15 protein-coding genes are annotated in these 19,069 nt (G+C 41.8%); 9 read left to right on the plus strand and 6 right to left on the minus strand.

The window, feature by feature from the left end; all coding sequences use genetic code 11:
• The first annotated feature begins 35 nt into the window (after positions 1–35).
• Together H9X96_RS08105 and H9X96_RS08110 are read left to right on the plus strand one after the other, a co-directional pair.
• Complete coding sequence (locus H9X96_RS08105; RefSeq protein WP_187665812.1) at positions 36–1,007, plus strand: polyprenyl synthetase family protein; 972 nt, start codon at positions 36–38, stop codon at positions 1,005–1,007.
• Between the two features lie 100 nt (positions 1,008–1,107).
• Positions 1,108–2,619 (plus strand): M28 family peptidase, encoded by a 1,512-nt coding sequence (locus H9X96_RS08110; protein WP_255431048.1) that lies wholly within the window; start codon positions 1,108–1,110, stop codon positions 2,617–2,619.
• Positions 2,620–2,745: 126 nt separating this feature from the next.
• Here H9X96_RS08110 and creD read toward each other — a convergent pair whose 3' ends face one another.
• From creD to H9X96_RS08135, 5 genes are all read right to left on the minus strand, one after another.
• Entirely contained in the window at positions 2,746–4,119 is a 1,374-nt protein-coding gene (gene creD / locus H9X96_RS08115) for a cell envelope integrity protein CreD (RefSeq protein ID WP_187665813.1), read from the minus strand.
• A 54-nt stretch (positions 4,120–4,173) separates the two neighbouring features.
• On the minus strand, positions 4,174–4,476 hold the full coding sequence (locus H9X96_RS08120) for a transcriptional regulator (RefSeq protein WP_187665814.1): 303 nt from the start codon (positions 4,474–4,476) through the stop codon (positions 4,174–4,176).
• On the minus strand, positions 4,473–5,093 hold the full coding sequence (locus H9X96_RS08125) for a hypothetical protein (RefSeq protein ID WP_187665815.1): 621 nt from the start codon (positions 5,091–5,093) through the stop codon (positions 4,473–4,475). Before H9X96_RS08125 ends, H9X96_RS08120 begins: the two co-directional genes overlap by 4 nt.
• Before the next feature lie 55 nt (positions 5,094–5,148).
• Complete coding sequence (locus H9X96_RS08130; RefSeq protein ID WP_187665816.1) at positions 5,149–5,790, minus strand: DUF47 domain-containing protein; 642 nt, start codon at positions 5,788–5,790, stop codon at positions 5,149–5,151.
• Positions 5,791–5,855: 65 nt separating this feature from the next.
• Positions 5,856–6,620, minus strand: coding sequence for a DeoR/GlpR family DNA-binding transcription regulator (locus tag H9X96_RS08135; RefSeq protein ID WP_187665817.1), 765 nt, complete (start codon positions 6,618–6,620; stop codon positions 5,856–5,858).
• Positions 6,621–6,924: 304 nt separating this feature from the next.
• Here H9X96_RS08135 and H9X96_RS08140 point away from each other — a divergent pair, with 304 nt between their 5' ends.
• Positions 6,925–7,833, plus strand: coding sequence for a glycerophosphodiester phosphodiesterase (locus H9X96_RS08140; protein ID WP_255431049.1), 909 nt, complete (start codon positions 6,925–6,927; stop codon positions 7,831–7,833).
• 34 nt (positions 7,834–7,867) lie between these two features.
• Here the strand turns inward: H9X96_RS08140 and H9X96_RS08145 are convergent, their stop codons facing one another.
• Positions 7,868–9,034 (minus strand): acyl-CoA desaturase, encoded by a 1,167-nt coding sequence (locus H9X96_RS08145; protein WP_187665818.1) that lies wholly within the window; start codon positions 9,032–9,034, stop codon positions 7,868–7,870.
• Positions 9,035–9,218: 184 nt separating this feature from the next.
• On the opposite strand from H9X96_RS08145, the gene H9X96_RS08150 reads away from it, so the two are divergent.
• The 6 genes from H9X96_RS08150 to pgmB all read left to right on the plus strand — a co-directional run bounded on the left by H9X96_RS08150 (position 9,219) and on the right by pgmB (position 19,019).
• The gene (locus H9X96_RS08150) at positions 9,219–10,232 is read left to right on the plus strand and encodes a LacI family DNA-binding transcriptional regulator (protein WP_187665819.1); all 1,014 of its coding nucleotides are present in this window, start codon (positions 9,219–9,221) and stop codon (positions 10,230–10,232) included.
• Positions 10,233–10,798: 566 nt separating this feature from the next.
• Positions 10,799–13,780: a SusC/RagA family TonB-linked outer membrane protein gene (locus H9X96_RS08155; RefSeq protein ID WP_187665820.1), complete on the plus strand. Its 2,982-nt coding sequence runs from the start codon at positions 10,799–10,801 to the stop codon at positions 13,778–13,780.
• Positions 13,781–13,791: 11 nt separating this feature from the next.
• Positions 13,792–15,378, plus strand: a complete 1,587-nt coding sequence (locus H9X96_RS08160) for a RagB/SusD family nutrient uptake outer membrane protein (RefSeq protein ID WP_187665821.1) — start codon at positions 13,792–13,794, stop codon at positions 15,376–15,378.
• 18 nt (positions 15,379–15,396) lie between these two features.
• Positions 15,397–16,410: a SusE domain-containing protein gene (locus tag H9X96_RS08165; protein ID WP_187665822.1), complete on the plus strand. Its 1,014-nt coding sequence runs from the start codon at positions 15,397–15,399 to the stop codon at positions 16,408–16,410.
• 79 nt (positions 16,411–16,489) lie between these two features.
• Positions 16,490–18,334, plus strand: coding sequence for a glycoside hydrolase family 13 protein (locus H9X96_RS08170; protein WP_187665823.1), 1,845 nt, complete (start codon positions 16,490–16,492; stop codon positions 18,332–18,334).
• Positions 18,335–18,350: 16 nt separating this feature from the next.
• Positions 18,351–19,019: a beta-phosphoglucomutase gene (gene pgmB / locus H9X96_RS08175; RefSeq protein WP_187665824.1), complete on the plus strand. Its 669-nt coding sequence runs from the start codon at positions 18,351–18,353 to the stop codon at positions 19,017–19,019.
• Positions 19,020–19,069: the final 50 nt, after the last annotated feature.

A 19,069-nucleotide genomic window follows, 5' to 3' on the forward strand; every position in this document is an offset into this window, starting at 1 on the left:
TTAATTTATGTTTGCACACATATTTTTTCACCTGAATGCCGGGAATAAATCAGATAAAACTACCTATAGCCGCCGACATCGCTGCCTTCGAAGAAAAGTTCAAGGCCTCCATGCACAGTGACGCACCATTACTGGATAGAATTACCCATTATATTGTTAAAAGAAAGGGTAAACAAATTCGTCCGATGTTCGTCTTCTTTGCGGCAAAACTTTGCGGTGGAATCATTGAATCTACACATAGAGGTGCCGCTTTAGTGGAACTTTTACATACTGCAACACTGGTTCATGATGATGTGGTAGACAATGCTTATGAGCGTAGAGGTTTTTTCTCCATCAATGCCCTTTGGAAAAATAAGATTGCCGTATTGGTAGGCGATTATTTACTGGCCAAAGGATTGCTGCTTTCTGTGAATAACGGCGAATTCCGCTTGCTGCAAATCGTTTCTGAAGCGGTAAAGCAGATGAGTGAAGGGGAGCTGCTGCAAATTGAAAAGGTACGTAAGATGGACATTTCCGAAGAATTATATTTCGATGTGATCCGTCAGAAAACCGCTTCTCTAATTGCTTCCTGCTGCGCTTGTGGTGCTGCTTCTGCAGGTGCCGATGAAGAAACCATTGAAAAAATGAGGCTGTTCGGCGAAAAGGTCGGTATCGCTTTCCAGATTAAAGACGATACTTTCGATTTTGGTACGGATGATGTTGGAAAGCCTTTAGGCATTGATATTAAAGAGAAAAAGGTGACTTTACCTTTGATCTATGCCCTCAACCGTTCTGATAAAGCAGAGAAAAAGAAAATGATCAATCTGGTGAAAAATCACCAGGATGAGCCCGCTAAGATCCAGCAGATCATCGATTTTGTGAATGCCAAAGAAGGCGTTCGCTATGCGCATGAAAAGATGGTACAATACCAGCAGGAAGCGTTCGATATTCTCTACACTTTCGAACCTGGTGATGCCAGAACAGGTCTGGAACAGCTGGTTCGTTATACTACAGAACGCAAGAAATAATCCCCTGCTATAAACCTGCTATAAATTTGTTGCAAATAAAATGACCCATAGGTAGAACTTGTAGGGCCAAAATTCTTATTTTCATTGAAATTTACCCTTTATGAAAGCTTTTTTTAGTCTATTGATTTGTGCTGCTGCAGTTACTGCGGAGGCCCAAACTACCGCGCCAACTCCTGTACAGGCAACAGTCAGCACAGGAATATCTTCGCAAATGAGGGTTCCGGATAATTTTGGTCCTGTTTTCCAGCAAATAAATACGGAAGTGCAAGCCAATTCCAAGGCTTATGATAACCTGAAATACGCTACGGAAAATATTGGTCACCGCTTAACCGGGTCAGCAAATGGCGCAAAAGCAGAGGCTTATGTCTATCAATTGCTGAAATCCTATGGTTATGGTGTAAAATACCAGCCTTTTGAAGTGGAAAGTTGGAGCAGGATCAGCAATGAGACCAAAATCGGGGATTCGGAAAAGGAATTGAAAAAAGTAAACTCAGTTACTTTGGCACATTCGCCGGTAAAAGCCAGTGTTTTTGGGGAGCTGATCGACTTGGGGAATGGCCTGGAGGCTGATTATACCAAGGACGGCGGGAAGGTAAAAGGTAAAATAGCCCTGGTTTATCTGGGTGTACTTCCGGGCTCTCCTGAAAAAACACCTTACCTGCACCGATCAGAAAAAGCAGCGATTGCCATTCAGCATGGCGCCACAGGAATTATCCTGATTAATGGGGTAAAAGGAGGGGTATTGCTGACTGGAACGGCTTCGGTTACCGGAAAACTGATTCCAATCCCTGCGCTTTGCATCGGTTTGGAAGATGGGATGGCTTTAAAAGAAACCTTAAAGAATAAGCAGCAATATGCCAGCTTAAATATGAACAACTTCTCTGGTCTGATCAAAGCGAGGAATGTCATTGCCACATTAAAAGGGAGCACATTGCCTGCCGAAAAGATTGTTGTGGGTGGTCATTTGGACAGCTGGGATCTGGCAACGGGAGCCATCGACAATGGGATTGGTTCTTTCGCCATCATTGATATGGCACGAACGCTCAAAAAATTAAACTTAAAGACGGCGCGTACACTTGAATTTGTGTTGTTCATGGGAGAAGAACAAGGCTTGTTAGGTTCAAAAGCTTACATTGCTGCGGAGCAAAAACAAAATACACTGGATAAGGTAAGGTTCATGCTGAACTATGATATGGCCAATAATCCTAAAGGATTTTCGACCAGCAGAAAAGAAATGAAAGATTTGTTTACTGCCTGGGGCAGCGACATCAATCAGCTGGATACTGGGTTTAAAAATATATTTTATGCAGGTGCAGGCTTGCACAGTGATCACCAGCCTTTCTTATTGGAAGGAATCCCAACAGGTGGGGGCGCTGGAGAAGTACTGCCGAATAATTCGGGCCCTTTTTACCATTCTGATGGGGATGTATTCTCCCTGGTAGATGATCAGGAATTGAGAAATACGGTGAGATTTAGTGCCATGCTGGCTTATGCCCTGGCCAATACGCCAAACATTCCCGTGAGCAGACAATCAGATGAGGTCTTGAAAAAGTTTCTTCAAGACCATGATCTGGAAATGCCTTTGAAAATTGCCGGTGAATGGAAGTGGTAATCTAATCGAATGGATTGGTCAGTCCAATAGATCAGCATTCCTTTCAAAAGAATGCTGATCTGAAAAATAGGTAGGCTGATTTTATATCAGCAATAGATCCATCGACAAAGGACTACAAATACCTTTTTAAGGTTGAGCAATCTGCTCTTCCGCTTTAGTCCAGTTGATCTTAACTGAGAAATACATCAGACAAGCTACAGTAATGAACAAGCCGATACTACCGAAAAGTAGTGCCAGATCCTGCAGTTGGATAATCACATAGATAAAACCGTAAAATATACTGAGGATGATGGCAAAAATAGTTGCTGCCTTTTTATTTCTGAGGAAGGCCCCGATAAATGTACTCACCAGGATCACGGTGGCCAGGGAGGCGATGAAATAAGCGGCTCCAAAACCAACCTGTTCCGTGAAGGACAGCAGCAGGGTGTAATAGATGATCATAGCGGCGCCGATTAATACATATTGCAATAGGTTTACTTTCACTTTATTGAGTGATTCGATAAAGAAAAGGGAGATGAAACTCAATAGGATGATCAAAATGGCATATTTTGCAGAGCGCATCGTTTTCTGATACTGATCTACCGGTAATAAAAACTTAACTCCAAAAGTCGCTTTTATTTTGTTTTGTGCTGTCAGCACCGCTTGTCCGCCAAGCCATTGCTGGGGGAAGGGCCTGTTGAAATTCGACATTTTCCAGGTGCTGCTGAACTGTTTCTCTGTGATGTTTCTGTTTTCTGGCAGAAAAGCGCCTGTAAAACTTGGATTGTTCCAGTCGCCATTTACTTTGATGGTGCTATTTTTACCCAGGTGAAGGAAATTCAATGCTTCACTACCCCGCAGGTCTAGTTCATAATTAAACAGGATATCGGAACGTTTTGTAGCCGAAAGGTCGATTTGTACACCCAGGTTGTTAACCAATAGGTTTTCTGGCGCAAAGTCTGGTTCTGCAGTATAGGCCTGGCCTGATACTTTAATAAGGGGGCTGCTTTTTAAACCTTTAAAGTCGCTGATTCCAGCTACTATTTTCGCTTTATCCCATAAAATTAGCTCAGGGTTGATCCCCGATTTCTTTAATTCCAGTTCACTGAATTTACCATTTAGTCGGACCTTGGCATGGTACACGACGGCATCAAATATACCCCGGTGTAGGATTTCAGGTTTTACGTCACTTTGTATGTCCAGGCTTTCAGGCAGCAGGTAAATGGTATTGAAACTTTCTTTCATGATCGATTTCCCGTTTACATCTAAAGCTTTAACCCATGTTTTATAGGGAAGCTGCAGGATAGGGCTTTCGATCAGCTGTGATCCCGACCATTTCTCAGAGATTTCCTCGATGGCCTCGTCTTGTCTGCCCTGGCGTTCCTGAATCAGGTATTGCAGCCAGGAAGAAGGAATGAGTAACAGCAGCGTCAATACGGCGATTAAAAAGAGTTTAGCACCCACTGATTCCTGTAGGAGGGCGAAAGTTGATTTTTCTTTAGGGAATTGAATGTTTTCCATGATTTTTTGTTTTTTAAAAGTACTTTGTGTTTCAAAGTAGATGGGTAAAAAAAATTAAGATTTCTGTTGTTTGATTAAATTTTCCAGGGATTGCAGGTGTTTCAGGAAGGCGATCCTTCCTTTTTCTGAAGCGGCATAACTGGTATTGGGTTTTCTGCCCAAGAAGGATTTATAGACATGGATATACGCTTCTTTCTCGAGGGCTTTCAGATGGGAAGCCAGGTTGCCATCGGTTACTTCCAGCAATTCTTTCAAGGAATTGAAGTCGTAATTTTCATTGGCTACCAGAATGCTCATGATCTGCAGGCGAACCCGGTTTTCAAAGGCTTTATCAAAATTTGCTAGTGTGCTTTTCACTTGTCGTATTTAAAATGCATGATCATACCGTATATGATATGGAGTACTCCGAAACCAATGGTCCAGAAGATCAGCCCATATCCAGGCAGTAAAGCGGCAAATATACCAAGAATCAGCTCCAATAAGCCAAGCCATTTTACATCTTCGAACGTATAATTGCTGGCAGCAACGAGCGCCAGACCGTAAAATATCAGACAAGTAGGGGCGATGACGCCATAGTATCCTCTAAAAAATAAGATTAAAATCAGTGCACCTCCGGTAAGTAAAGGGACCAACATACTGAACAGCAGTTTTTTGCTGATGGGGTTCCATACTTTCTGCTGGTGCTTCCCTGCTTTTCTCAGCGTGAGGAAAATTCCGGTACCTATGGAAAGCAGCAATACAGCCACAGCAATAAAAAATAAATTCCATAACAGGTCGGGCTCATTCACAAAATGCTTCCGGTAATCCATGTCCATGGTTTGCCCGTACACCAGTGAATAGGAGATACCTGCACCAATCAAGGCATAAACTCCAGCTAAAATTCCTGACAATCCGCTTAGGGAGATGAATTTTGCAGAACGTTCCATCAGGTTTCTGATAGAATGGAGTTCAGAATAGATTTCTTGCTTTTCCATAAAAGTACTTTGTGTTACAAAGTAAAGTATTAATTATGGAAACTACAATAGGACCCTAAGAATTTTTTACGAGGATGCTTTCCAGCACATTAGCCACATCATCACATTTATCAGCTGCCATCTCTAGAATTTGCAGGATTTCTTTCTGTTTAATCAGCTCGATTGGACTGATGCCGGATTGGAATAAAAAAGCGATGGCTTGGTTACATACGGCATCTGCCTGGCCTTCGCCTTTATAGATTCGCAGACAAACATCACTGATCAGTCCGGTATTTTTGAAGGTACGGAGCTCTTTGAGGGCAATCTCCAGGTCGCGGCACATGTCAATCAGCAGCTGCGCCATGCGGATCATCGGCTTATTGAGTTCGGTTACCTGATAGAGGTCTACATTAATGGCTGCAGTATGCATGTAATCTGCAATGGCATACAAAGAGCTGATCAAAGCATGAATGTCTTCCCTGCTGAAGGGAGTAATCATACTTTTGCTGAGGCTCAGGAATACTTTGGTACGGATCTGTTCGCCGGTATGTTCCATGCGCTCAATTTCCTTGAGGTGTACCTTGCGTTCTTCCAGATCTGTGGTGCTGAAAGTAAGTAGTAAGGTTTCCGACAGCCGGACGAGGTTCCCGCCGCATTGTTCAAACAGCGGCTGGAATTTTTTATCCTTAGGACTAAAGACTTTGAAAAAGTTGTTCATATTATAGATGATATAATTCAAAAATATCAATCGTAATATTAACAGGGGATGAAGTTTCTGCTATATTAAACGATGGTCACTTCGATGCCCAGACTTTCTAATTGCTGTAATATCTGTGGGGAAATGCCGCTATCGGTAATGATGTGATCTACTTCTTCTATGCCGCAGATTTTTCCGAATCCTCTTTTTCCGAATTTTGTGGAATCAGCCAGCACGATCACTTTTTGCGAGGCATCAATCATCTGCTTGTTCAGCTGCGCTTCCGAAGCATTGGTCGTAGTCAGGCCGAAATCTAAATCAATCCCATCTACACCCAGAAATAGTTTGCTGCAAAAGATGTTGCTCAGGATATGGTCTGAATATGGACCGGTCACAGAGGCTGAGCTTTTTCTCAAAAGTCCTCCCAATTGGATCACGTCGATATGGTCGTGACGGATCAGCTCTAAAGCAACATTTAATGCGGAAGTGATCACGGTAAGATTGCCTTTAGGTTTGATCGCTCTGGCCAATGCGAGTACGGTAGTGCCGGAAGCAATGATAATAGAGTCATTGTCTTTGAGCAATATTGCTGCCGCTGCGGCTATGCTTAGTTTTTCAGCAGATTGTAACTGCTCTTTTTCATTTACCGGACGGTCTACCGTGTAAGGGTTATTTAAGGTGGCACCACCATGCGTTCTGAAAAGTAACTTTTTGTCTTCGAGTAGTTTCAGGTCCTTACGAATGGTCACAGAAGAAACATCCAGCTCCTTACATAAAATCTGAACATCTACAGATCCCTCTGCTTGAATCCTATGGAGAATGAATTGGTGTCTTTCTGCTATGTTGATCATTTTTTGGCCTTTTTGTACGGATTTTGAGGATTGAAATTAAAGATGCAACAAAATTAAAGGAAATAATAAATTATTCGGCTATGTTTTTGGCTGGTCCTGTTTTGAGCTTTCATTTTGTTGTCCAGTGCTGGTATTGCCTTCTATTTTTACCGTTAAACCAGACTTTCTGATGGGATTTATAGTGTTTTAAGTTAATAGATCCATAATATTTGGTTAATAGTAATAAGAAGATATTTGAAATGAGAGGTATCCTGGAAATGAACTTGCATAGCATAGCGATATTGATCACCGTAAATTGAAAACCATGAAAATTACTCCCTTATTGGTATGTGCCGCTATGATCGGATGGGCTCCGCTAAAGCTGATGGCACAGCTGAAAGCAAGCTCAGCAGCAAAATTCCCTGCTTTTAGTATGGAAGGCCATCGCGGTGCCCGCGGATTGATGCCAGAAAACACCATTATTGCGATGAAAAAGGCAATAGACTTGGGCATCACCACCTTGGAAATGGATACACACCTCACTAAAGATGGAGCAGTAGTGGTGACGCATGATGATTATTTAAGTCCGGCTTTTATGCTGGATCCAAATGGTAAAGACCTGCTACCAGAGGATGCTAAAAAATATCCGGTGTATCAAATGACCTATGCGGAATTGAAAGGCTTTGACCTGGGCTCAAAATATTACCCTGCATTTCCTCAGCAGGAAAAAATCAAAACATATATCCCCCGCCTGGAAGAATTGATAGACTCCGTACAGCTGTACTTAAAAGATAAGTGCAAAAAGCAGATGTTCTATAATATAGAAACTAAATGCGCGCCAGAAGGGGATGGGGTATTGAATCCAGACCCTGAAACCTTTGTAAAACTGCTGATGGCCGTGATAGAGCAGAAAGGAATTACTCCATTTGTGGTGATCCAGTCTTTTGACAAGCGAACATTACAGGTGTTAAATAAAAAGTATCCGGAAGTCAGGACTTCTTATCTGGTTGCGAATACAAAAAGCTTTGAAGAAAATATAGCTGATCTGGGCTTTTCTCCTTTTATCCTGAGTCCGGTACACCAAATGGTAAATGCCGAATTGGTTAAAAAATGCCATGATCAAGGGATTAAAGTGATTCCATGGACGGTAAATTCGGCGGCAGATATTCAAAGGCTGAAAGATTTAAAGGTAGATGGCATCATCTCTGATTATCCGAACTTACTGATACCTTAGTTTGCAGCGTTCTGCGCAGGTGCCATTAAATTGGTTAGCGGCGAATCACTACAGGCTCCGAAGCCAGGAATACTGGCGCAGGAAAAGGAATCACTTCCCTATTCACATAGCGGTCTGTCTGATAAGTTTCTTTTCCCAGTTTCTTTAGCATCTTGTAATGAGATTTTAAAGCATCGCTGAAAGTAATACATTCATTATATGGCAAATCATACTCTGCTGCGGTTTCTTTTACGATTTTGCTGATGGCAGGGTAATGGATGTGACAGATTTTAGGAAATAAATGGTGTTCTACCTGTCTGTTTAAACCGCCGCATAAGAAAGCTGCCAGGGAACTGTTTACGGCAAAGTTGGCTGTAGTCTGCAATTGGTGTGCTGCCCAGGCCTCTTCAATGTTACCATCTTCATTAGGCATGGGAAATTCTGTAGACTCTACCACGTGTGCCAGCTGGAATACCAGGCCTAATACCAATCCCTGTGCAAATTGCATCACCAGAAAACCAATGATAAATTGCCACCAGGTAATGTTCATCACCAATAAGGGCAGTACAATAAACAGGAAGTAATAAATGGCTTTATAAAAAAATAGGTTGAAGTATTCGATTTTAGGATGGCTCAATACATGCTCGCCTACTTTTTTCTGAAAGAATTTCTTGTAATCTTTCCTGAATACCCAGGAAAGCATGGCCAGGCTGTATAGCGCAAATGCATAAAAATGCTGGTATTGCTGTACCTTGTTGACCGTTTCTGAGTTGGAAAAGCGGATGAGTCCTGGCGCCACATCAATATCCTCATCATGACCTGCAATATTCGTATAGGTATGGTGCACAATATTATGGGTAATGTTCCAGACATAAGGACTCGCACCCAGCAAATTAAATATAAAGCTGAAAATTTTATTTACTGCAGGGTAAGGAGATAGTGCTTTGTGGATGGCATCATGGCAAACGTTAAAACCAACGAAGGCACCAAATACGCCCAGCATAATGGCCAGTAGTAACATCACAGGCGCGCTGAAATTACCCATTAACAAGAGCAGATAGATGCCCGTTAAGCCGCTGAGAAAGAAAAAAACTTTGAACCACATTGCCGGATTGGCATAACTGGTGGTGTTATTTGCTATAAAATAAGCATCAACTCGTTTTCGTACTGTAGTGTAAAATGTTGATTTATTGGTGTTTGTAAACTTTATTTTTCTCGCCATAAATTATTTTGTCCGTACTTAATGTATGGCTTAATCTCTCTCTATTTTTAGCTAATGTAGCACAATTAATACCAGGATGTTTATTTCCTATATTATTATTTAGTTACGAAACTGCGAGCAGTTTAGATTTTCATCTATATTTACCCTAAATTAATGGTTATATATCAACTGTTTTTGGCAATAGATGGAGCGCATCAATATCAAGCAATTAGCTAAAGCCCTGAATTTATCTACTTCAACGGTTTCCAGGGCTTTCAGAGACAACAGTGACATCAGCAAGGAAACGAAGGAGAAAATCCTGACGAAGGCAAAGGAGTTAAACTATCAGCCGAATCACTATGCAAGTAACCTGAGGGAACAGAAAAGTAAAACGATTGCGGTAATTGTTCCGGAGCTGGCGAATAATTTTTTCTCCCAGGCCATTCATGGCATTGAAAAAATTGCGAGAGGGAGGGGGTATCATATTTTAATCTATGCCACCGATGATGATTATGAGAAAGAAGTTTCCTTCATCCGACATTTACACAATGGCAGAGCTGATGGGATCATCATGTCGGTTTCTGGCGAAGCAAATGACCATACGTACCTGAATGAATTGAGTCAGGAGCGCCTGCCTTTGGTGTTTTTCGACCGGGTTTATGAGGACATCATTACACCAAGGGTAATTACCAATGATTACGACAGTAGTTTTTCAGCCACAGAACACCTCATCAAACAAGGCTGTAAAAAGATTGCCTATCTGGTGATCAATAAAAATTTATCCATAGGTAAGTTTAGGATGCAGGGTTATATTGATGCCCTGGCGAAACATGAAATTCCTTTTGATGATCGTCTGGTAGTTGACTGTACCAATAGTTACGCGAAAAACTCCCTGATTTTAAAGCGATTGCTGCTGGATGTTAAACCTGATGGGATCTTTACTTCTGTAGAACGACTGGCTTTTGCCACTTACTACGCCTGTTATGACCTGAAAATCTCTATACCTGAAGAATTGATGGTGATTGGTTTCTCTAGTCTGGAGATCGCACCTTTATTGAATCCTTCTTTAACTACGATTACACAACCCGCTACTAAAATAGGAATTGAAGCCGCGAACCTTTTGTTTAGGATGCTGGAAGATCCGATAGAGGTAAACCCAAATCAAAAGGTGGTACTCAATTCTAAGCTGATCAAAAGACGTTCTACGGAGCGGGATTAGTTTTAAGCAATACTTCTGGATAACGACTGCTGTACCTCATTACCCTGATCAAAAAAACGCCCTTTTTTACGCAGAAAATCAGGGCTTTTTTATGGTGTTTTTGCAGCAGGTAAAGCCAGCTTTTTTAACGCTAAAAACCAGCCTTTTTTATCCTCCCAAAACAGGTGTTTTTTTCAAAAACTTTTCCAGGTTTTATGATTTTACGCAGAATTCTGCCTCTTCCTTTCCACAAGTTTTCCTAAAGCTGTGGAAAACGTCGGGAACGTTCCCGGTATCGTTCCCGAAAAACAGGCCAAAAACAACTAAGTGTAAAAATTACACATTGAAACTTGATTTTTGTTTATAACGCTCTGAATATTAAGGTTTAATATTTAATGCTGCTAGATTTTTGAAAACACAAAAACAAATTTTTAATCTCATTTTTTGATTTTTCAGATATAAAATATGGTGTTAAAAAAAAATAACATATAATATTTTGATTTCTCAGCTACGCTTTGCTTATTTACCAAGAGCATAACTCACACTGTACACTAACCAAATATTTACACTAAAAACGAGCTATAAATATGAAAGTATTTTACCTGCTGAAGCCTTGTTTATTGCTGTTCATTGTTCTTGCAACATTGACAGCTCAGGCGCAAACCAGTTCACTAACTGGAACAGTATTAGATGAGACCGGACTGCCACTTCCCGGTGCATCTATCCAGATCAAAAGTATCAATAAGAGCACCACTACCGACGCCGCTGGAAAATACCGCCTGAGCGGATTGCCAAACGGTGCAGCAACCGTAATTGCCAGCTATATCGGTTATACTTCTTTAACGCAGGAAGTAACGATCTCTGGTAATACCGTTTTAAACTTATCCATTAAACCTGACGCCCAGAACTTAAACGAGGTGGTTGTGATTGGTTATGGTACTCAGCAAAAGAAAGATTTAACAGGATCCATCGCTACGGTGAGTGCTAAAGATTTCCAAAAAGGAGCCATTACTTCACCAGATCAATTGATTCAAGGTAAAGTAGCCGGTGTGAATGTCGTTTCCAATGGTGGACAACCAGGAGGAGGAAGTACCATCCGTATTCGTGGCGGGGCTTCCCTGAATGCCAGTAATGATCCACTAGTAGTGATTGATGGGGTGCCATTTAGCGGTAACACCCTGAGCAATGCGCCAAGCCCGCTTTCGCTGATCAACCCGAACGACATTGAGACCTTTACCATCCTGAAAGATGCGAACGCAACTGCGATCTATGGTTCAAGAGCCTCTAATGGCGTTATTTTAATTACCACTAAAAAAGGAAGCTCTGTAGATCCCGTGATTAATTTCAATACCAATAACTCTTATGAAACGGTGGCTAAAAAAGTAGATGTACTTTCTGCAGATCAGATTCGTGCTTATGTCAACCAGTTTGGGAATAAGAGTTATGATGATGATCCGACACATACCTACAAAGCTTTATTGGGAAATGCCAATACGGACTGGCAGGATGAAATCTATAAAAATGCCTTTTCTACCGACAATAACTTAAGCATTGGTGGTATTTTCAAAAATGTACCTTACCGTGTTTCTGCAGGTTATCTGGACAAACAAGGTTTGCTGATCACGGATAAATTTGAACGTGCAACCGGTTCATTCAGCATTTCGCCAAGATTGTTTACAGATCACCTGAAAATTGACCTGAGTTTAAAAGGATCTTTAACAGAAGCTAGATTTGCCAATGAGGCCGCAAGAGCTGCAGCCATTCAGTTTGATCCAACGCAGTCAGTGAATGCAGATAACCAGTATGGCAATTATTTCGAATGGATCAAAGGCGGTGTGCCCAATCCAAATGCACCTCGTAACCCGGTTGCTTTAGCACGCTTACGCAACAATGTTGGTAAGACCGAAAGAAGTTTCGGTAATGCGAGGTTCGATTATTCTTTCCACTTCCTTCCAGAATTACATGCCAATTTAAACCTTGGTTATGACCTTTCTAAGGGATACGGTAGAATCTTTGTACCAGCGTATGCAGCACAGAATGCCTCTACCCAAGGTTTTCAGGGCAGTTCTTTAGATGAGCAAAATAATAAAGTAACGGAATTTTACCTGAACTATGCCAAAGACCTGACTGGTATTAAAAGCAGGATAGAAGCGACTGCAGGTTTAGGTTATTACGATAATTCGAGTACCAGTCACAGTTATAATGAATATAAAGGAGACGGTACTACCATCACTAAAATACCGCCATTTCCATTTAATGTAGAAAGAGAGAAACTGAATTCTTACTATGGTCGCTTGATCTATACTTATGATGAAAATTACGTGCTTTCTGCTACCATGCGTGCAGATGGTTCTTCCAGATTTGGAGAAGATCACCGATGGGGATATTTCCCTTCTGTAGGTTTTACCTGGAGAACCATTGGTGAAGATTTCATGAAAGACAGCAAGGTATTCTCCGATTTGAAATTCAGATTAAGTTATGGCCAGACCGGAAATAAAGACGGTATCGGTAACTATAATTACATGGCTAAGTATTTCAAGAATACCAACCAGGGACAATATCAGATTGGTGATACCCTTTATGATTACTATACACCATCAGCTTATGAGCCTGATTTGAAATGGGAAACAACTACCACTTACAATGCAGGATTAGACTATGGATTCTTTAAAAACAGAGTTTACGGTAGTGTAGATGTATATTACAAAAAAACAAAAGACCTTTTATCAACTGTAGATATTCCTTCAGGAACAAATTACAACAACCGTTTGCTGACCAATGTGGGTAATATGGAGGTTCGTGGTTTAGAAGCCAGCATCAACGTGGCAGTAGTTAAAACGGAGCATACCAGCTGGGATATCGGCGTTAATATGGCCTACAACAAAAGAGAAGTCACCAACCTTACTTTTGATTCTGACCCTAATTTCAAGATTGATGCAGGTGGTATCACCGGAGGTACTGGTAACAATATCAAGTACAATGCAATTGGCCAGGCTCCTGGATCTTTCTTCGTGAGAAAACAGGTTTACGATGCAAATGGAATGCCTTTAGAAGGGGTATATGCTGATCTTGACGGCAATGGCGTAGTAGATGCAAACGATAAATATTTCTACCATTCTCCGGATCCAAAATTCACTTTTGGCTTTAACTCTGCTTTTAGCTACAAAAAATGGACGTTGAGCACGGTATTGAGAGCCAATATCGGCAACTACGTGTATGATAACGTATCTTCTAACTTCGGCGTGAGGAGCAATATCCTAAGCCCAAGTGGATTGATCAACAATGCCAATGTGGATGTGTATAAAACCAATTTCAGCAACAATGAATACCTAAGTGATTACTACATGAAAAATGCATCCTTCCTGAAAATGGACAATTTGGGATTGGCATTTGATGCAGGTAAAATCTCTAAAAATGGAAATACTACCCTTCGCATATCGGCAAATGTGCAGAATGTGTTTGTGCTGACTAAATACAAAGGACTGGATCCAGAAATTACTACAGGTATCGATTATAACTTATATCCAAGACCTAGAACTTACACATTGGGCTTAAATGTTGGCTTTTAATTTTTATCAGGATGAGAAATTTATTTAAAATATTCACCATATCAAGCGTTTTACTGGTCTTTATCAGCTCATGTAAAAAGGACGCCTTGAACTTACGACCTACTAATGATTTAGTAGCGGATCAGGCTTATGCCAGCCCAGCTGGATACAAAAGTCAACTGGCTAAATTGTATGCCAGTTATGCGTTGACCCATCCTAGCGGCGCGACTGCAGAAAGTGACATCGGCGGATTAAATCCAGGATTTACAGATTTCCTGAGGTTGTTCTGGATGTCACAGGAATTGCCAACAGATGAAGCCATCTGCGGATGGAATGATGACGGTATTCCGGATTTGGATAAGATGACCTGGACTTCTGAGAATATATTTGTCAGAGGTTTATATTCCAGAAGTATTTATCAGATTACCGTTTGTAATGACTTCCTGAGAGAAAGTACACCAGAAAAGTTGGCGAGCCGTAACATCACTGGTCAGGATGCAACAAATGTACAGCGCTACCGTGCGGAAGCCCGCTTCCTTCGTGCCTTCCAATATTGGGTATTGATGGATGGTTACGCGAATCCTCCTTTTGTCACAGAAGAGGACCTGATCGGAAAAATTCCTCCCAGACAAATTCAAAGAGCAGAGCTTTTCAAATATGTAGAGTCAGAATTGAAAGCAATTGAAGGAGACCTGGCTGCACCAATGACCAATGAATATGGTCGTGCAGATCAAGGTGCAGACTGGTCGTTATTAGCCAGGTTATACCTGAATGCTCAGGTATATACCGGTACAGCCAGATATACTGATGCCATTACTTATTCCAGTAAAGTGATCAATGGTGGTTATAGCTTATCACCGATTTATAAAAATCTGTTTTTAACAGACAACAGAACTACTAGTAAAGAGAACATCCTGACCATTAATTATGATGGATTGCATACGCAGAATGATGGTGGAACAACTTACCTGATCAATGCAGCAATTAACGGAGACATGAACCCTGCTTCGTTTGGTGTGCCAACTGGTGGATGGGGCGGTAACCGCAGCCGGATTAACCTCCCTAAATTATTTACAGACTACTCTGGTACTACTGATCAAAGAGCAATGTTTTTTGGCCAGAAACTGGAAAATGATGATGTGAATACTTTTACGGATGGTTTAAGGGTGGTCAAGTTTAGAAATGTGGATTCAAAAGGAGTTCCGGCACCTTCAAATGAAGGAAAATTCAGCTCATTGGATTTTGCATTATTCCGCCTGGCTGAACAATACCTGATCTATGGCGAAGCAGTAGCCCGTGGTGGTGCTGGCGGTTCAACCGGACAAGCAATTACCTATGTGAATAATCTCCGTCAGCGTGCTTATGGCAATACTTCAGGAAATGTATCTGCAATTAGTGTTGATTTCTTCCTGGATGAGCGTGGCAGAGAATTGTACTGGGAAGGTTTCCGCCGTACAGATTTAGTCCGCTATAACAAGTTTACAGAAGCGGGTTATTTATGGCCTTATAAAGGTGGCGTGAAATCAGGAAAAGGAGTAGATGCCACACGTAATATCTATCCATTGCCGCTGGCCGACCTGATTGCCAATACCAATCTGATTCAAAATAAAGGTTATTAATCCTAAGCAGAAATTGAGATGAAATCAAACACTATAAAATATATTTCCTTTGTTTTAGTGGCCATAGGTTTATGGTCCTGCAAAAAGGATGGAACAGACCTGGTGGCAAATGTGAGTCCGGCAGGTACGCTTACGGCAAGCAGCACTACACTTAATTTATCTTTAGCCACGGCAACGAGTCCGGCAGTAACTTTTACCTTTCCTGCTCCTGTGGTGACAGGTGTTATTGTTCCGGTAACTTCTACCATTCAGATTGATCTGAAAGGCAGAAACTTCGCCAATCCTAAAGAAACGGTAATAGCAGGTACGACTTATTCGCCAACTGTGGCTGCCATCAATGCCATCTTGCTGAGTTTAGATCAAAAAGCCGGAACTCCAGCTGAGCTGGAAGTGAGGTTGAAATCTGCTCCTTCGCCAAATGCGGTGACTTATTCGAATGTGATCACGCTAAAAGCAACGGCTTATTCTGCGTTTTCATGGATCTACGCCCCAGGTGCTTACCAGGGATGGGCACCGGCAACAGCTGACAGTCTGGTTTCTCCAGATAGCGATGGTAAATACTTAGGAATTATTGTATTTCCAACTGCCCAGTTAGAGTTCAAGATTACGCCGGTAAAAAACTGGGACCTTTCTTATGGTGTTCTTGCCGGATCGCTAAGCAGTGCAGGAAATGCGGCAAATTTAACCGCGCCAAAAGCTGGTCCGCAACTGATTACAGTAGATATGAACACGAAAGCATTTAAATTTGAAGATTCAAAAATATGGGCCATGACAGGCAGTGCTACACCACTTGGATGGGGCAGTGATATTGACATGAAATTCATCAATGACGGAAAAGGCACTTATAAAGTAACCGCAAATCTGTTGGCCGGAGAATTGAAGTTCAGAGCGGATCGTGCCTATGATTTCAATTATGGTGGAGGTGGTGGTAATCTTGTATTTAATGGGGGCAATATTACTGTTGCCGCAGCAGGAAACTATACCATTACATTAGACATCCCAAATTTAAAATACTCACTCGTTAAAAATTAATACCCAAACAGGTAGTCCTGCATTCTCTCTGGCATGCGGGACTACCTGTTTTTTTTAATCCATCCTCAATCTTTTGCTCATGAAAAAATTGATCCTTTTACTCCTCCTGAGTATTTCTGTGACCACCTTTGCCCAAAAACTGGAGCGCATTGAACCAATGTATTGGTGGGTAGGCATGAAAAACCCTAAACTTCAATTGTTAGTTCATGGCGATCGCATCGCTGAGCTGGGTGTAGAACTGAATTATCCAGGTGTAAAACTGGTAGGCGTAAATAAGGTGGAAAATCCGAATTATTTATTTCTGGACCTGGAAATTGGGGAATCCGCCGCTGCGGGAAAATTCCCTATCGCATTTACCAAAGGAGGGAAGAAGGTGCTGCAGTATGTTTATGAACTGAAAAATAGAGCAGCTAACGCAAGCCGCATACAAGGCGTAAGCAGCAAAGATTTGATTTACCTGCTCATGCCGGATCGTTTCTCTAATGGCGACCCGAAAAATGATGTAATTAAAGGAATGCAGGAAACTAAATTGAACAGAGATTCTATGTATTACCGTCATGGCGGAGATTTACTGGGATTGATCAATAAGTTAGATTACCTGAAAGATTTAGGCGTCACCGCCATCTGGATGACTCCGGAAATTGAAAATGACATGGCTAATGCTTCCTACCATGGCTATGCGGTAACGGATCACTATAAGATAGATCCACGCTACGGAAACCTGTCTTTGTACAAATCTTTCGTAGATAAAGTACATGAAAAAGGAATGAAAGTAGTGAAAGATATTGTACACAACCATGTGGGCACCGGACATTGGTTCTATAAAGATATGCCGATGAAAGACTGGGTAAACCAATGGCCAGTGTATACGCAGACCAGCTACCGCGATGAGCCGGTGATGGATCCCCATGCTTCGAAAGCCGATCAAAAGAAAATGCTGGACGGATGGTTTGTACCTAGTATGCCCGACCTTAACCAAAGAAATCCTTATGTGCAGAATTACCTGACACAAAACCACATCTGGTGGGTAGAAGATGCAGGAATCGACGGACTAAGGTTAGATACTTATCCATATAACGACCCGGACTACATGAGAGACTGGGCGATCAAGATAAAAGCAGAGTTCCCAACGCTTTCCGTTTTTGGAGAAACATTGGTGAATTCGGCAGCCGCACAGGCCTATTTTACTGGTGGAAACACGGTAAGCAGAGGCTTCGATACCGAACTGCCAGGGGTAACAGATGCCGTACTTAAAAACGCAATCTATGAAGCCCTGAATGGAAAATCTGGCTGGACAGATGGGATATTCAGACTATATACTACCATAGCACAGGATTTCCTATATCAGGATGCCAATCGTAATGTGATTTTCATGGACAACCATGACATGAGCAGGTTCTATTCTATGGTGAAAGAAGATTTCGACAAGTATAAATCTGGAATGGCTTTACTGTTAACGTTAAGAGGTATCCCTCAAATGTATTACGGAACAGAGATTTTAATGAAGAACTACTCGGATCCTGATGGTTTGGTACGCTCGGACTTCCCAGGTGGATGGCCAGGAGATAAAACAGACAAGTTTACTGCTGCAGGTCGTACTGTACAGGAAAATGAAGCCTGGAACTTTGTGAAAACATTAGCCAATTACAGAAAAAATAGTCCGGCTTTACAAAGCGGAAAAATGATGCAGTATGTGCCTGAAAATGGCATCTATACTTATTTCAGGTACTTGCCGGAAGGTGGAAAAACCGTCATGGTGGTGGTTAATATCGACGATCTGACGAAAAGCCTGGAAACCTCCAGATTTGAAGAACGCATCGGTCAGGCCAGTTCCGCCATTAACGTGATCACAAAGGAAAAAATTAACACTTTAAAAAACATTACTGTGCCTGCAAAGACCACCTTGGTGTTAGAATTAAACTAAGATTATAAATACATAGATGCAACATACTACAGAACCTATCGCCTGTATTTTCGACCTGGATGGCGTATTGGTAGACACCGCCGTTTATCATTATAAAGCATGGAAAGCGCTGGCTAACTCCTTAGGCTTTGACTTTACGGAGCTGCAAAATGAACAGCTGAAAGGCGTAAATAGAATGCGCTCCCTGGATATGATCCTGCAATGGGGTGGTGTGGAGCAATCAGCCTCAGAAAAAGAAGCATTAGCCGCGAAGAAGAATGAACAATATGTGGCCATGATCAGTAAAATGACGGTGCAGGAAGTATTGCCAGGTTCATTGGAACTGCTGACCGCTTTGAAAGCAGCCGGAATTAAAATCGCCCTAGGCTCTGCCAGCAAGAATTCTTCCCTGATTTTGGAACGGACAGCACTCGCTCATTTTTTTGATGCCATCGTGGACGGAAATTCTGTGACGACTTCAAAGCCAGATCCCGAAGTGTTTTTGAAAGCTGCGGAATTGCTGCATACCGTTAAAGAAAATTGTGTGGTATTTGAAGATGCACTAGCAGGGGTACAGGCGGCATTGGCAGCAGACATGATGGTGGTAGGCATCGGTAAACCCGAAAATTTACCCGGGGCACAAGTAGTGATCAATGACCTTTCGGAAATTACGATCACTGAGATTGAAGCCTTGAGCAGTTACTAATAAAACCTTCCTCATATTACTTAGGGCCTTAATTGCTAAGCCGAATTAGC

It is taken from the genome of Pedobacter sp. N36a (assembly GCF_014472395.1).
In the GTDB taxonomy this organism is placed as follows: domain Bacteria; phylum Bacteroidota; class Bacteroidia; order Sphingobacteriales; family Sphingobacteriaceae; genus Pedobacter.

Coding starts and splice junctions, on each gene's coding strand:
- H9X96_RS08105 (WP_187665812.1), top strand. CDS start 36: ATGCCGGGAATAAATCAGATAAAACTACCTATAGCCGCCGACATCGCT.
- H9X96_RS08110 (WP_255431048.1), top strand. CDS start 1,108: ATGAAAGCTTTTTTTAGTCTATTGATTTGTGCTGCTGCAGTTACTGCG.
- creD (WP_187665813.1), bottom strand. CDS start 4,119: ATGGAAAACATTCAATTCCCTAAAGAAAAATCAACTTTCGCCCTCCTA.
- H9X96_RS08125 (WP_187665815.1), bottom strand. CDS start 5,093: ATGGAAAAGCAAGAAATCTATTCTGAACTCCATTCTATCAGAAACCTG.
- H9X96_RS08130 (WP_187665816.1), bottom strand. CDS start 5,790: ATGAACAACTTTTTCAAAGTCTTTAGTCCTAAGGATAAAAAATTCCAG.
- H9X96_RS08135 (WP_187665817.1), bottom strand. CDS start 6,620: ATGATCAACATAGCAGAAAGACACCAATTCATTCTCCATAGGATTCAA.
- H9X96_RS08140 (WP_255431049.1), top strand. CDS start 6,925: ATGAAAATTACTCCCTTATTGGTATGTGCCGCTATGATCGGATGGGCT.
- H9X96_RS08145 (WP_187665818.1), bottom strand. CDS start 9,034: ATGGCGAGAAAAATAAAGTTTACAAACACCAATAAATCAACATTTTAC.
- H9X96_RS08150 (WP_187665819.1), top strand. CDS start 9,219: ATGGAGCGCATCAATATCAAGCAATTAGCTAAAGCCCTGAATTTATCT.
- H9X96_RS08155 (WP_187665820.1), top strand. CDS start 10,799: ATGAAAGTATTTTACCTGCTGAAGCCTTGTTTATTGCTGTTCATTGTT.
- H9X96_RS08160 (WP_187665821.1), top strand. CDS start 13,792: ATGAGAAATTTATTTAAAATATTCACCATATCAAGCGTTTTACTGGTC.
- H9X96_RS08165 (WP_187665822.1), top strand. CDS start 15,397: ATGAAATCAAACACTATAAAATATATTTCCTTTGTTTTAGTGGCCATA.
- H9X96_RS08170 (WP_187665823.1), top strand. CDS start 16,490: ATGAAAAAATTGATCCTTTTACTCCTCCTGAGTATTTCTGTGACCACC.
- pgmB (WP_187665824.1), top strand. CDS start 18,351: ATGCAACATACTACAGAACCTATCGCCTGTATTTTCGACCTGGATGGC.